General features: G+C 71.3%; 13 protein-coding genes. 6 read left to right on the top strand and 7 right to left on the bottom strand.

Going from position 1 to position 11422, the window contains the following annotated elements; all coding sequences use genetic code 11:
- Positions 1 to 92: 92 nt before the first annotated feature.
- Positions 93 to 752, bottom strand: a complete 660-nt coding sequence (locus tag ACWC94_RS21450; protein WP_450798403.1) for a hypothetical protein — start codon at positions 750 to 752, stop codon at positions 93 to 95.
- Entirely contained in the window at positions 749 to 1624 is an 876-nt protein-coding gene (locus tag ACWC94_RS21445; RefSeq protein ID WP_450798402.1) for an ATP-binding cassette domain-containing protein, read from the bottom strand. Before ACWC94_RS21445 ends, ACWC94_RS21450 begins: the two co-directional genes overlap by 4 nt.
- A gap of 378 nt (positions 1625 to 2002) precedes the next feature.
- On the opposite strand from ACWC94_RS21445, the gene ACWC94_RS21440 reads away from it, so the two are divergent.
- Entirely contained in the window at positions 2003 to 2428 is a 426-nt protein-coding gene (locus ACWC94_RS21440; protein ID WP_450798401.1) for an SRPBCC family protein, read from the top strand.
- 49 nt (positions 2429 to 2477) lie between these two features.
- Here ACWC94_RS21440 and ACWC94_RS21435 read toward each other — a convergent pair whose 3' ends face one another.
- Positions 2478 to 2756: a hypothetical protein gene (locus ACWC94_RS21435; RefSeq protein WP_450798400.1), complete on the bottom strand. Its 279-nt coding sequence runs from the start codon at positions 2754 to 2756 to the stop codon at positions 2478 to 2480.
- 104 nt (positions 2757 to 2860) lie between these two features.
- On the bottom strand, positions 2861 to 3610 hold the full coding sequence (locus ACWC94_RS21430; RefSeq protein WP_450798399.1) for a PP2C family protein-serine/threonine phosphatase: 750 nt from the start codon (positions 3608 to 3610) through the stop codon (positions 2861 to 2863).
- Positions 3611 to 3810: 200 nt separating this feature from the next.
- Here ACWC94_RS21430 and ACWC94_RS21425 point away from each other — a divergent pair, with 200 nt between their 5' ends.
- The 3 genes from ACWC94_RS21425 (at position 3811) to ACWC94_RS21415 (ending at position 6357) form a co-directional block, all read left to right on the top strand.
- Positions 3811 to 4170, top strand: coding sequence for a DUF6204 family protein (locus tag ACWC94_RS21425; protein ID WP_450798398.1), 360 nt, complete (start codon positions 3811 to 3813; stop codon positions 4168 to 4170).
- Between the two features lie 78 nt (positions 4171 to 4248).
- A complete protein-coding gene (locus ACWC94_RS21420; protein WP_450798397.1) occupies positions 4249 to 4692 on the top strand; it encodes a MarR family winged helix-turn-helix transcriptional regulator in 444 nt (147 codons plus the stop codon).
- Between the two features lie 234 nt (positions 4693 to 4926).
- Positions 4927 to 6357 (top strand): hypothetical protein, encoded by a 1431-nt coding sequence (locus tag ACWC94_RS21415; RefSeq protein ID WP_450798396.1) that lies wholly within the window; start codon positions 4927 to 4929, stop codon positions 6355 to 6357.
- On the opposite strand, the gene ACWC94_RS21410 is transcribed toward ACWC94_RS21415, so the two are convergent.
- Positions 6354 to 6806 (bottom strand): pyrophosphohydrolase domain-containing protein, encoded by a 453-nt coding sequence (locus tag ACWC94_RS21410; protein ID WP_450798395.1) that lies wholly within the window; start codon positions 6804 to 6806, stop codon positions 6354 to 6356. The genes ACWC94_RS21415 and ACWC94_RS21410 overlap by 4 nt on opposite strands.
- Before the next feature lie 106 nt (positions 6807 to 6912).
- On the opposite strand from ACWC94_RS21410, the gene ACWC94_RS21405 reads away from it, so the two are divergent.
- Positions 6913 to 7911: a TAXI family TRAP transporter solute-binding subunit gene (locus tag ACWC94_RS21405; RefSeq protein ID WP_450798394.1), complete on the top strand. Its 999-nt coding sequence runs from the start codon at positions 6913 to 6915 to the stop codon at positions 7909 to 7911.
- Between the two features lie 283 nt (positions 7912 to 8194).
- Here the strand turns inward: ACWC94_RS21405 and ACWC94_RS21400 are convergent, their stop codons facing one another.
- On the bottom strand, positions 8195 to 9598 hold the full coding sequence (locus ACWC94_RS21400) for a sensor histidine kinase (RefSeq protein ID WP_450798393.1): 1404 nt from the start codon (positions 9596 to 9598) through the stop codon (positions 8195 to 8197).
- 9 nt (positions 9599 to 9607) lie between these two features.
- Positions 9608 to 10294, bottom strand: coding sequence for a response regulator transcription factor (locus tag ACWC94_RS21395; RefSeq protein ID WP_450798392.1), 687 nt, complete (start codon positions 10292 to 10294; stop codon positions 9608 to 9610).
- A 289-nt stretch (positions 10295 to 10583) separates the two neighbouring features.
- Here ACWC94_RS21395 and ACWC94_RS21390 point away from each other — a divergent pair, with 289 nt between their 5' ends.
- Complete coding sequence (locus tag ACWC94_RS21390) at positions 10584 to 11363, top strand: amino acid ABC transporter ATP-binding protein (protein ID WP_450798391.1); 780 nt, start codon at positions 10584 to 10586, stop codon at positions 11361 to 11363.
- The last annotated feature ends 59 nt before the right edge of the window (positions 11364 to 11422 follow it).

The raw sequence follows: 11422 nt of genomic DNA, 5'->3' as shown, positions 1-11422 counted from the left end.
CGAACCGGTGCCGCGACAAGCGGCGACGCCGCTTCCACGCGTCCGAGCTCGAATTCCACGCGTCCGAGCTCGAACAGCCCGCCTCCCGGTCGTCACTCCCTCCGCGCGGCGACGAAGTGGGTGACGGCCGTGAACGCGACCAGGATCCCGGCCGCGATCGCCAGCATGCCGGCCGTGGGAGCCAGCAGCTTCGCCGCGTGGGGCGTCGTCGACATCAGGGTGAAGAGTCGGTTGACCGGGGGCATGCCCTTGACGAAGAGGGCTGCCATCAGCAGCGCGACGGCGGACAGCACCGCGTACCCCTGGCGCCCGAAGACCGGCCGCGAGCACAGCACGCCGATGGCGATGCCCACGAACGCGCACGTGAGCTGGGCCTCGACTCCCAGCAGGAGATCGCCCACGGTGACGTGGTAGCGCCCCATCCACAACGGGAAGAGCAGGCCGAAGACCATCAGCACCAGACAGCTCAGCAGAGCCGTGCCGATCGCCGCGAGCAGGACCTTGAGCGACCGGCCGCCGGACGAGACGACGACGATCGCCCGCTGTGCCGGTTCGTCCAGGCTCATCAGCGCGACGGTCAACCAGGTCGAGCAGACGAACAGCGCACCGGCGGAGGACGCGTACGCGGGGGGCAAGGGGCCGCTGCCGTTCACCGTCAGCACGCCCATCAGCCCCATGAACAGCAGCAACGGGGCGACGTAGCGCTGTGTGTGCAGCACGGTGGCGAACGTGTAGCGGATGAGGGCGATCACCGCGTGCCCCCTTTCGTCGTCGTCGCGGCGTCCCGCGCCAGGAGCTCCACCGCCGTCCCCACCACCCGTTCCACCGACCAGCCGTGCTGGAGCGCGGTGAGCAGCAGGGCGTCGGTGGTCTCGCGGGCCACTCTCACCCGGACGCCCGGGGCCGTGCGGCTCACCGTCAGCACGCCGTCCAGCTCCTCCCAGACGAGGTCCTGTGGCACGCGGCCGCCCGGGCACGCGGTCAGGACGACGTCGCAGGAGGGCCGGTGCCCGTTCTCCCGGGACTCCGGCCCGCGCAACGACACCTGGCCCTTGCTGACGCCGTACGTCCGAGTGGCACGGGCCCGCGTCACCGACTCGCGGTGGTCGGTGAAGATCACCGTTCCCCCGGTGTCGGCGACCTCGGTCATGATCTCGGCCAGGACACCGTGGGCGTCGGCGTCCAGCCCCGACCACGGCTCGTCGAGGACGAGCAACCCGGGCTCCACCAACAGGGCCTGGGCCACCGCCACCTTCTGGGCGTTGCCCTTGGACAGGCTCCGCAGCGGGGTCTGCCTGCCGCCCACCAGCGCCAGCCTGTCCAGCAGCCCGTGCGCCCGCGACGAGGCGACCGGGGTGGTCAGCCCGCGCACGCGTCCCACATGGGTCAAGTAGGCCACCGCCGACATGCGTTCGTTGGGGGAAAAACGGTCGGGCACATAGCCCACGACCGGTGGCCGCGCGGTCACCCGGCCGCGGGTCGGCCGGGACAGGCCCACCGCGATCCGCAGCAGCGTCGACTTCCCCGAACCGTTTCCCCCTGTGAACGCGACGACCTCTCCCGCCGGGATCTCCACATCGACGTCTCGCAGGATCCAGTCGCCACGGCCATAGCGCTTGCTCACCGCTTGAAGTCGTAACAAGCGAACTCCTCCGTCCGGTCACCGTCCTCAGCCGCATGCAGACTACGGTGGGTGGCCCGGCCGGAGACTCAGCACCGTCACCGCGAACGCACCCTGCCGCCATGGCCGTTCGAGCCCTAGGAACGCTCCGGCGTCCTCTCGTGGGGGCAGAACGCGGCGGACAAACCCCGCCACCCCCGCCCGCCCCTTCCCCCCGTGATCACCACCGGTCGCCGGCGCACGGCCGGGCTGCCGACGGCCGTCCTGCCGGCGCGCCGCCGGAAGAGCCCTGTCGCCCCTGTCCCGGCTCGTCTCCCCTCCCGCTTGGCGCACACTGTAAGCAGAAGGGCATGCGCCATGAGCCGCACATGGAGGTGAGCCATGAGCACCCTCGAACTGCACGTCGACGTCGGGGTTCCGGTCGACAAGGCCTGGGAGACACTTCACCGGGTGGAGAACTATCCGCGCTTCCTGGACGGCGTACGGGGCGCGCGTACGGAGGCGGGGGGCCGTGCCCATCTGGACGTCGAGGCAGGCGGCCGGGCCCGGGAGATCGAGGCCGAGGTCACCGACCGCGGTGAGCGCGTGATGGAGTGGCTCACCACGAGCACCCCCGAACTGACGGGTTCCTTTTCGGTGCAGCCGATCGACCAGAACCACACCCGGATCCAGGCGCGGCTGGAGTACGACCCCGGCACGGTCCGGGTCACCTTCGGCGGGCCCAAGGGGTTCGCACAGACCAACGCGATCCAACGGCTCGTCCGCAGCGATCTGGAGCACTTCAAGGAGTACGTGGAACGAGGCTGAGCGGCCGGAGCACGGTGGCCCGGCGATGCCGGGCAGGCCGGTGCGCCGGTCAGATCTCGATCACGGCAGCGCACTCCGGGCAGGCCAGGGATGCGTATTCCGCCGGGTACCAGGGCGCTCCGGGCTGTTCGGAGGGCGTCCAGCGGGCCGTCTCCATGGCGAAGGTGTCCTTGCCGCAGAGGGTCCGCGGTCCCGCGGTGGTGTGCGAACCCGGGGCCGCGGGGGCCACGTGCACCTTGCGGACGCGCCGTTCCACGCCACTCGTCGATCCGGTGGAGGAGCGCGGTGTCACCGGTTTGTCGACTTCGTAGACGACGATCTCGGTCATGTATCCACCGTAGGCGGTCCTGAGACCGAACCGGCGGACCGAACCGGCGACGAACCGGCGCACCGACCGGCTTGGCCGGACCGAACCGGCGGACGCGGCGATCCCTATGCGTCCGCGATGCGCACGACCGCCAGCGTGATGTTGTCGGGGCCGCCCGCGCCGATGGCGGCCTTCCACAGCTCGAAGGCCGCCCGGCCGTCGTCGTGCTCACGTATCACCTCGTCGAGCACCTCCTGCGGCACGGGATCGGTCAGACCGTCGGTGCAGATGAGGTAGCGGTCGCCGGGAGACAGCGGCGCGGCGGTCACGTGCGGGCGGATGGCACGGTACGAGCGGCTGCCGCCCAGGCACTGGGTGACGATGGACGTGGTACGGCGGCCGGGTTCGAGGGGAGGGCTGTCATCGACGCTCACCTGGCGCAACCCGTCACGGGAGACCGCGAAGACCCGGCTGTCGCCGACGTTGAACACCAGCAGGGAGCCGGGCTGTACGACGGTGCCGGCGATGGTCGTCCCCATGGCCGACAGCGCACCTCCCGCGTCGCCGCCGGCGGCCTCGTACACGACGCGATTGCAGCCGTTCAAGGCGTCGCGGACGGCGTCCTCGCTGCTCATGGCGGCTCCGATGGACGCGATCCGGCGGGCCACCAGGGCGCTGGCCACGTCGCCGCCGGGATGCCCGCCGAGCCCGTCGGCGACGGCGACGACCAGGGGCGTGCCGAGCGGGAAGACCAGGGTCTGCGGACTCTCCGTCACCGTGGCGCACAGGGTCCACGGCCCGGCCACGAGGCTGTCCTCGTTCCGTTCGCGAAGCAGCCCGGGATGGCTCAGCGCACTCACCGCCACGTACCGCATGGAACAGCCACCGCCTCCACGGCTCCAGCGTAGGCGCTCCGGAAGGACCGAGCCGTGCCTCAGCGCCATCGCGCTCCAGGGCGGCCGGGCACCGGGAGCCGCTTCCGGTGACTGACGGTGAATGACGGTGACGGCACGACGCGGTGGTGCCCGCGGAAATCCGGTGGAGGCGGCGGGCCCGCTGAGCCTAGGGTCGCGGGATGAGTACACGCACCTTCCGGATCACCGTCCGCGGCGTCTTCGACGGCCTCACCGACGCCCAGCGGGCGGCGTTGCTGGCCGACGCCGCCGAGCACGACGTGCTGCGCGCCGCGTTCACGTCCGAGGGCACCCTCACCTACGACATCGCCGCGCGCCCGGCCTTCGTCTTCCGTTTCTCCGACACCGGGGAGGAAGAAGAGGACATCCTGGAGGCGACCGAGCGGGCCGAGGAGACGGCGAAGGCCTGGCTGGCCGAGCGCGGCTACGGCTTCAAGCACCTCCGTTCCACCGCCGAGGACCTCTCCCAGGCGCCGATGGGCAAACGGCAGCGGCGCGCGGCCCGTTCGAACAGTGTATGAACTTGAGTACTCAAGGACATCGCAATGACCACCGGCGTGAACGCCGGGACGGGCGCGGAAGGGACGTGAGCTGCGGCGATGAGTGACACCCTGGACGCGGCGCTGCGGCTGGTACGGGCCCAGGCGGCGCTCGTACGGCGCTTCGACTCCCGGCTGAGCGGCTTGCACGGCGTCAGCCTCGCCGACTTCACGTTGCTGCTACGGCTGGGACAGGCGCCCGGGGGACGCATGCGCCGGGTCGACCTGGCCGAGGCACTGGGCCTGACGGCGTCCGGGGTCACGCGCGGGCTGGCCCCGCTGGAGCGGATCGGGCTGGTGACCCGCGAAGCGGACGCCCGGGACGCGCGCGTGGCCTACGCGTCGCTGACCACGACCGGCCGACGGCGACTGCGGGAGATGCGCGTCACGGCCGAGGAGACCGCCACCGAGATCTTCACCGCCCCGGCCTGGAGCGCCGAGGACATCGCCCGGTTGTCTTCCCTGCTGGCCCGGCTCGGCGGAACGGGCCTGGCCGGCCGCTGACCCGCGAAGCCCGGCCCGCCCGCCAACCCGCCTGCCGGTTCGGCTGTTTCCGTCACGGCGGAACCGAACTCGCCGTGGTGCAGGTCACGTTGAGTTGTGGCCGGTTTGTGAGGGAACCCTGCACACGGGCATGGCATGCTCAGGGCTCGTCACGAGTTACCGGCCGGTTCTACCTCTGAGTAGCCCGCTTGCCCGGTACCTCTCTGCCACCCCCCACTCCACACAGGACCTTCCATGCGCAGACGCATGCGGCACAGACGCGCCCTGCTGCCCGCCCTCGCCGTAACCGCCCTCTTCATCGCCACGGGCTGCTCCTCGCCCCCGCCGCACGCCGAACCGTCGGGAACCACCGGGAACGGCCGCCCGCAGGTCAGGGTCGCCGACAAACCCGCCGACGACGCGGACCGCTCGCTCGCCGTCGCCGCCGCTCCCACCACCGCCGCCACCGCCACCGCCACGGCGGGACCGGCCGGTTCCGGACGGCGGGCGCACAAGACGGCCCTCGCCATCAGCTCGTACGACGGCCACACCCGGCGGGCCGTGCTCTCCGACAGGCCCGCGCACCCGGGGAGTTCACACGGTTCTCCCTCCCCCGCCCCCTCCGGCACCCCGCACAAGGCCGCCGTCGGCGACGTGATCGCCAGTGCGCCCGCGCCCGGGGCGCCGCACGGACTGCTCGCCAAGGTCACCAAGGTGGTCGGCGAGAAGGACGGCGGCACCGAGGTGCAGACGGAACCGGCCACGCTCAACGCGCTGCTCGGCGACGAGACGGCGAAGGGCGAGGTGCCGGTCGACCCGTCGTCCTTCACCGTCGACAAGCTGCTCCCCGATGTGAAGGTGTCCTGGGCGAAGGCCGGTGACGTGCACGTCGGCCCCAAGGGGGCGACGGTGCCGCTCGGCAGCCTCCGCCTCGACGTGAGCGCCGGCATACCGACGGCCCAGGACACCCCCGCCCCGGCCACCGCCTCGGTGCACGGATTCGTCCAGGTCGCCCCGCAGGTCGACTTCACCTACGGCGGCGCCGGAACCGACGCGCCGCCCGGCTCCGCCTTCCTCGGCGTCTCCGGCGACTGGACCTCCGGCTGGGCGGTCAGGGGGCGGGCCGCCATGAGCACCGGCACCCCGCTGCGGATCCCCTTCGCCAAGCTGCACGCCGACCCGGTCCTGCAGGTCGGCCCCGTCCCCGTCGTCGTCAACCTCGATCTGACGTGCTACTTCCAGATCAGCGGCGACGGAAAGGTCACCGTCGACGTCGAGCAGAACCTCAAGGGCGACTTCAAGGCGGGCGGCACCTTCGGACCGGCCAAGGGCTGGACACCGGTCAACTCGTCGAACATGACGAGCACGCCCGTGCACGCCTCCGTCACCACCGCCGGGACGGTGAAGACGGCGCTCGGCGCCGAGGCCTCGGTCGGCCTCTACGGCGCCGTCGGTGTCACCGCCGACCTGGCCCCGTATCTGCGCGGCGAGGCCTCCGGCACGGTCACCACCTCATCCGACGGCGGCGGGGTGAAGGCCAAGGGCACCTGGGAGGTGTACGGCGGGGTCGACCTGTCCGGGACCCTACGGCTCCAACTGTCCGTCTTCGGCACACCGGTCATCCAGCGGAGCATCCCGCTGGGCACCCTGAACCGCGAGTGGAAGCTGGCGGGCGGCACCTTCTAGGCGCTCGGCGGCGAAAGCTCCTGTGCGCTCGCCTGCGGAGAACCGTCCTGCGCCGCCGATGTCCAGCCCTGGCGGCGCAGGACGGACGACACGTCCGGCGCCCGGTAGTGCTTCCCCTTGAGAACCTTGCCGTCGGCCCGGCGGGCGACCTGCCCGTCCGGGCCGAGCTTGCTCATGTTGGCCCGGTGGATCTCGGCGATCACCTCGTCGAGGTCGATGCCGTGGACCAGAGCCGTGCCGTACGCCACGTAGACCACGTCCGCCAGTTCGTGCGCGAGCTTGTCCAGCGGGCCGTCGACCGCCACCTCGGCGACCTCCGCGGCCTCCTCGGCGAGCAGTTCCCCACGGTGCGCGGCCAGTTCGGGGTCCACCTCCGTCGGCGTACTGCGGGCGTCGAGGCCGAAGGCGCGGTGGAACTCACGGACGAGGCCGGCGGGAGAAGTGCTCATGCGACGACTGTAACGGCCGCCACTGACAGAGCCCCGCGGTCCGCCTCCGGGTCCGGAGTGACCTCGGCCCTGGTCAGCGGCGCTCCCGGCCTGGCAGGATCGCCGCATGTCCAAGGTGTTCCCCCGAATCGGCCGGCGCCGGGCGCTGCCCGCCGCGGTCGCCGGTGCCGTGCTGCTCGGGCTGCTGCTGTGGTGGCTGCTGCCGCTGGGCGAGAAGCCGCCGAGCGGGACGATCGTCTTCAGCACGGGCACTCCCCGGGGGGTCTACCAGGAGTACGGCGAGCGGCTGCGCGCCGAGTTCGCCAAGGACATGCCCGACCTGAAGGTGAAGCTGCTCAACAGCGCCGGTTCGCAGGAGAACGTGCAGCGGGTGGCCACCGGCGAGGCCGACTTCACCATCGCGGCGGCCGACGCGGTGGAGGCGTACCAGCTGGCACACGGGCGCGGCGCCGGGCGGCTGCGCGGGGTGGCCCGGCTCTACGACGACTATGTGCAACTCGTCGTGCGCAGGGACTCGGACATCAGGAGCATCGCGGACCTGCGGCACAAGCGGGTGGCGACCGGGCTGCCCGACTCGGGGGTGCGGCTGATCGCCGAGCGGATCCTGAAGGCCGCCCGCATCGATCCGCGCAAGGACATCGTCCCGGCCGCGGACGGCATCGACACCGGGCCCGACCAGCTGGCGCAGCACAAGATCGACGCCTTCTTCTGGTCGGGCGGTCTGCCCACCAAGGGGCTGGTCACGCTGGCGAAGAAGTCCGCCTTCAAGTTCGTGCCGATCGAGGGCGACCTCGTCACCAAGCTGCACGGCGAGGGCCAGGCCGATCGCTACTACCGGGCCACCAACATCCCCGAGTCGGCCTACCCGACCGTGCAACAGGGCAGTGAGGTCCCGACGATCGCCGTGTCCAACCTCCTGATGACCCGCACGGACGTCGACCCCCGGCTGACCGAGTGGGTGACCCGCACCGTCATCAAGAGCCGCGACGGCATCGGCGCCCATGTCCACTCCGCCCAACTGGTCGACCTGCGCACCGCCATCTACACCGACCCCCTGCCCTTGCAGGAGGGCGCCCGACGCTACTACCGCTCGATGAAGCCCTAGCCCGAGGCGAGACCTTCGGTCGGCGGGCCCCGGAGCAGGGACCGGGCACCAGCAGTGGTCCTCTGGCCGAGTGAGCCAGGGCCGCCGCCCCGCACCCCGCCCCGTTCCACCACCCACCGCCCAGCGGACGTGAAGGACCGTCGGCCCAAGGCCCCGGCCGGCGTCCGGGCCGCGCAAGAACCGCCGCAGGCGGCCACGGCCACCAGCCGGACCGCACCCGTCCCCTCACCGGCCCGGCGAGGCCGGCCCCGGCTCCCGTGCCGCCCCTGGCTCGGCTCCCTCCTCAGGAATCCCCCTGCCGAGGCACCGACACCGTCACCCGCAGCCCCCGTGGCTCATGGTGGGCGTACTCGATCGAGCCGCCGCCCGCCGCCAGCAGGGCTCGGGTGATGGACAGGCCCAGACCCGAGCCCTTGATGTTCTGGTGGCGGCCACTGCGCCAGAACCGGTCGCCGACGCGCGCGAGTTCCTCGTCGGTGAGGCCGGGCCCCGTGTCGGTGACGACGACCGAGGAGGTGTCGCCGTCGGCGACGACGGTGACCTCCACCGTGCCGCCCTCGGGGGTGAACTTCACGGCGTTGTCGATCACCGCGTCCAGGGCGCTGGACAGGGTGATCGGGTCCGCCCACGCGGTCGTGGGCGGACAGTCCCCGGTCAGCCGGACCCCCTTGGTCTCGGCGACCGGTGACCAGGCGGCGAGCCGCTCCTCGGTGAGCGCCCCGACGTCGGTCAGCGTGAGATCCGCGTCGGCGTGCTCGGCCAGCGCCAGGTCGAGCAGGTCGTCCAGGACCTGCGCGAGACGCTTGCCCTCGGTGCGGACCGAGGCGATCTCCTCGTTGCCCTCGGGGAGTTCGAGGGCGAGCAGTTCGATACGCAGCAGCAGCGCCGAGAGCGGGTTGCGCAACTGGTGCGAGGCGTCCGCGACGAAGGCCCGCTGCTGCTCCAGCACGTCCTCGACGTTGTCCGCCATCTCGTTGAACGAACGGGCCAGCCGTCTGAGTTCCGGCGGGCCACCGGCGACCGCGACGCGGGACTTCAGCCGCCCGGTGGCGATGTCGTGGGTGGTGGCGTCCAGCACCCGTACCGGTCTGAGCACCCAGCCGGTCAGCCGCAGCGCCGCGCCGACGGCGAGCAGCATCGCCGCGCTCTCGCCGGCCCCGATGAGCAGCCAGCCGCGCAGGGTCCGCGAACGCATCTGCCCCGTGGGCGAGTCGGTGACCACGACCGCCACGACGTCCCCGTCCCGGATCACCGGCGAGGCGACGACCAGCCGGCTCCGCTGCCAGGGCCACACCTGCTTGGGGTCGTGGCTGCGCCGGCTGAGCAGCGCCTCGTCGAAGGCCTCCCGCATCTCCCCCCTCCGCGGTACGAACCAGTCGCCGGGGGCGTTGGCCATCGCCGAGCCGTTGCGGTAGAACACGCCGGCGCGGATGCCGTAGACGCCGTAATAGCTGTCCAGTTCGCTGCGCAGGGCCTCCAGGCGCTCGTCGGTGCCGGTGCGGCGCGACCCGCTGGGACCGGCGGTGACGAACTGGGCGAGCGCCGCGAAGCGTGCCGTGTCGTCGATGCGGTCGACGACGACCTTCTGCTGCTGGGCGGCGGCCAGGCTGAGGGCGAGCGGAAGCCCGAGGGCGAGGAGGACGGCCGCCATCAGGATGATGAGCAGCGGCAGGAGCCGTGTGCGCACCCGTCCCCGCTAGGCGGCCGGGGCGACGAGCCGGTAGCCGACGCCGCGTACGGTCTCGATCAGCGCGGGCATGCGCAGTTTGGCGCGCAGCGAGGCGACGTGCACTTCCAGGGTGCGGCCGGTGCCCTCCCAACTGGTGCGCCAGACCTCGCTGATGATCTGTTCCCGCCGGAAGACCACGCCGGGCCGCTGCGCGAGCAGGGCGAGCAGGTCGAACTCCTTGCGGGTCAGTTGGACAACCGAACCGTCCACGGTGACCTGCCGGGTGGGCAGTTCGATGTGCACGGGACCGAGGTGCAGGGCGCTCTCGCCACCGGTCCCCGGCTCGTCCTGGACGGTGCGCCGGCTGACGGCGTGGATACGGGCGAGCAGTTCGCCGGTGTCGTACGGCTTCACCACGTAGTCGTCGGCGCCCAGGTTGAGCCCGTGGATGCGGGAGCGGACGTCGGAGCGGGCGGTGACCATGATCACCGGGGTGCTGGTGCGTTTGCGGATCTTGCCGCAGACCTCGTAGCCGTCCTGGTCGGGCAGGCCCAGGTCGAGCAGGACCACGCCGAAGCCGGCGCCCTCGGGGACGAGCGCCTGGAGGGCCTCCTCGCCGCTGCGCGCGTGGGTGACGTCGAAGCCGTGTCGCGCGAGCACCGCGGACAGGGCCGCGGCGACGTGGTTGTCGTCCTCGACGAGCAGCAGTCTCACTCCGGCCCCCTCCGGTTCAGCGGTCGTACGGTCTGGGTTCGCGCGCCGTGTGTAGCTCACGCGCGCGTGCACCATGGCAGTGACGCCGATGGACTAGGACGGCGTCAAGAGCGTTCCGGTTGCCCGTCGGTTCCGTTATGCGGCCGATACGCGCACGGGGGGCAAGTGCTACGACACGTGTCCGTTTGCTATCGGATCGTGATGCTCAGATCTCCCTCAGATGTGATGACGCAGGTCACAGCGCCTCACTACTGTCCTCCGAAACCGAGGAGGACGGAGCCCGAGAGCGATGACCAATGTATCGGTGACCAAGGAAGACACTGTGGTCACGTCCGACGAACTGGTCGTCCTGAAGAGCGTCAACAAGCACTTCGGCGCGTTGCACGTACTCCAGGACATCGACCTGACGATCGCCCGCGGCGAGGTCGTTGTGGTCATCGGGCCCTCCGGGTCCGGAAAGTCGACTCTGTGCCGCACCATCAACCGCCTGGAGACGATCGACTCGGGCACCATCACGATCGACGGCAAGCCCCTGCCCCAGGAGGGCAAGGAGCTGGCGCGGCTGCGGGCGGACGTCGGGATGGTCTTCCAGTCCTTCAACCTCTTCGCGCACAAGACCGTGCTCGAGAACGTGATGCTGGGGCAGCTCAAGGTCCGCAAGACGGACAAGAAGCAGGCCGAGGAGAAGGCCCGGGCCCTGCTCGACCGGGTCGGCGTGGGCACCCAGGCCGACAAGTACCCCGCCCAGCTGTCCGGCGGCCAGCAGCAGCGCGTGGCGATCGCACGCGCGCTGGCGATGGGCCCGAAGGTCATGCTCTTCGACGAGCCGACCTCCGCCCTCGACCCCGAGATGATCAACGAGGTCCTCGAGGTCATGCAGCAGCTCGCCCGCGAGGGCATGACGATGGTCGTCGTCACCCACGAGATGGGCTTCGCACGATCGGCCGCGAACCGTGTGGTCTTCATGGCCGACGGCCGGATCGTCGAACAGGCTGCGCCCGACCAGTTCTTCAGCAACCCGCGCAGCGACCGGGCCAAGGACTTCCTGTCCAAGATCCTGCACCACTGACGGCACGCCACCCGGACCGCCCTGGGTCGCCTTTTCCCACGGACCTCGTTCCTCACCAT

The sequence above is a fragment of the Streptomyces sp. NPDC001135 genome, from assembly GCF_053598395.1.
This window is presented reverse-complemented; position numbering and strand designations above follow the sequence as displayed.

Coding starts and splice junctions, on each gene's coding strand:
- ACWC94_RS21430 (WP_450798399.1), bottom strand. CDS start 3,610: ATGCGGTACGTGGCGGTGAGTGCGCTGAGCCATCCCGGGCTGCTTCGC.
- ACWC94_RS21420 (WP_450798397.1), top strand. CDS start 4,249: ATGAGTGACACCCTGGACGCGGCGCTGCGGCTGGTACGGGCCCAGGCG.
- ACWC94_RS21390 (WP_450798391.1), top strand. CDS start 10,584: ATGACCAATGTATCGGTGACCAAGGAAGACACTGTGGTCACGTCCGAC.
- ACWC94_RS21415 (WP_450798396.1), top strand. CDS start 4,927: ATGCGCAGACGCATGCGGCACAGACGCGCCCTGCTGCCCGCCCTCGCC.
- ACWC94_RS21410 (WP_450798395.1), bottom strand. CDS start 6,806: ATGAGCACTTCTCCCGCCGGCCTCGTCCGTGAGTTCCACCGCGCCTTC.
- ACWC94_RS21440 (WP_450798401.1), top strand. CDS start 2,003: ATGAGCACCCTCGAACTGCACGTCGACGTCGGGGTTCCGGTCGACAAG.
- ACWC94_RS21425 (WP_450798398.1), top strand. CDS start 3,811: ATGAGTACACGCACCTTCCGGATCACCGTCCGCGGCGTCTTCGACGGC.
- ACWC94_RS21405 (WP_450798394.1), top strand. CDS start 6,913: ATGTCCAAGGTGTTCCCCCGAATCGGCCGGCGCCGGGCGCTGCCCGCC.
- ACWC94_RS21435 (WP_450798400.1), bottom strand. CDS start 2,756: ATGACCGAGATCGTCGTCTACGAAGTCGACAAACCGGTGACACCGCGC.